The organism is Hymenobacter sp. M1-2, from assembly GCF_057808495.1.
This window is the reverse complement of record NZ_JBTYZO010000057.1, coordinates 1-1,201: the sequence shown is the minus strand read 5'-3', so window position 1 is coordinate 1,201 and position 1,201 is coordinate 1. Positions and strand designations below refer to the sequence as shown.

The following is a 1,201-nucleotide window of genomic DNA, read 5'->3' as shown; positions in this document are numbered from 1 at the left end:
GGCAGGGCTTCCGCACCAAAAGTGAGTCGTAGTTTTAGGCCATGAGTATTTTAACTGCTTTTGCCCACGTCTCGGACTTCCGGGTCCAGGGTCGGGTCACGCACCACTTGGGCGATATCTTAGCCTTGCTGCTCTGCGCTACGCTGGCCGGCTGTGACGATTTAGCCGAAATCTGCGATTACGGCCAGGCCCGCCTCGTCTTTTTGCAACAGGCGGTGGGCCTGTCGCTGGCGGGCGGTATTCCCAGCGAAGACACCGTAAGCCGGGTGTTGAAGCGCCTGTGTCCAAAGCAATTAGAGCAGAGTTTACGAGCCTGCGCCCAGCACCTGGTGGCGGCCCAGGCGGCCGGACAGCCGCCGCTGGCCGGCCAGCAGCTCTGCCTCGACGGCAAAGCGCACCGGGCGACCTTGCCCGCGGGCAAGCACCATGCCCTGGTGCGCACGGTGAGTGTGTGGCTGGCCGAGGAGCAGTTGAGCTTCGGCCAGCAGCAGGTGGAGACCCAAACGACGGAGAAGACAGCGATGGTCGCCTTGCTCGACACGCTCGACGTGCGCGGCAGCATCGTCACGGCGGCAGCATCGTCACGGTCGATGCCATCGCTTCGCAGCCAGCCTTTGCCCGCCAGGTGCTGGCAGCGGGCGCGGACTATGTTATCGCCCTCAAACACAACCAGAAAACGCTCTACCAACAACTCCACGACGGGCTGCTGGCCCAGGCCCCGCAGTTGCCCTGCCGGGTCAGCCGAGAGGTAGGCCACGGGCGCGGGGAAGTGCGCACCGTGCGCCTGTGCCAGGAGTTGGCCGGCTGGGAAGCGGCAGCGAAGTGGCCGGGGCTGCGCACGGTGGTCTGGGTTGAGACCGAGCGTCACACCCGCCAGGGCGTCACTACGTCGCGGCGCTTCTATCTGAGCAGCCTGGCCGACGCCGACCCGGCCACCTATGCCCGGCTCGTGCGCGGGCATTGGGGCATCGAAAACCAGTTGCACTGGCAACTCGATGTCACGTTTGGCGAGGACCGCTCCACGCTACGCAGCGGGCACGCCGCCCTCAATGCCAATATCTTACGCAAGATGGCCCTCTACCTGCTCAACCAAGTGCCCGGTACGATAAGCCGCAAGCGAAAACGCAAACTCGCCGCTTACGACAATGGCTTTCTGTTGCAAGCACTCCGCCTTGCCTGATTTTGGTGCGGGAGCCCTACC

Annotated in this window: 1 protein-coding gene and 1 pseudogene; both read left to right on the top strand. The window is 64.3% G+C overall.

Translation table 11 applies throughout. The annotated features are described in order from the left end of the window. Positions 1 to 41: 41 nt before the first annotated feature. Positions 42 to 566: pseudogene (locus ACYSMN_RS25460) on the top strand (ISAs1 family transposase); the annotation flags it as partial. Next, a complete protein-coding gene (locus tag ACYSMN_RS25455) occupies positions 452 to 1,180 on the top strand; it encodes an ISAs1 family transposase (protein WP_488926748.1) in 729 nt (242 codons plus the stop codon). The pseudogene ACYSMN_RS25460 and the gene ACYSMN_RS25455, both read left to right, overlap by 115 nt. The last annotated feature ends 21 nt before the right edge of the window (positions 1,181 to 1,201 follow it).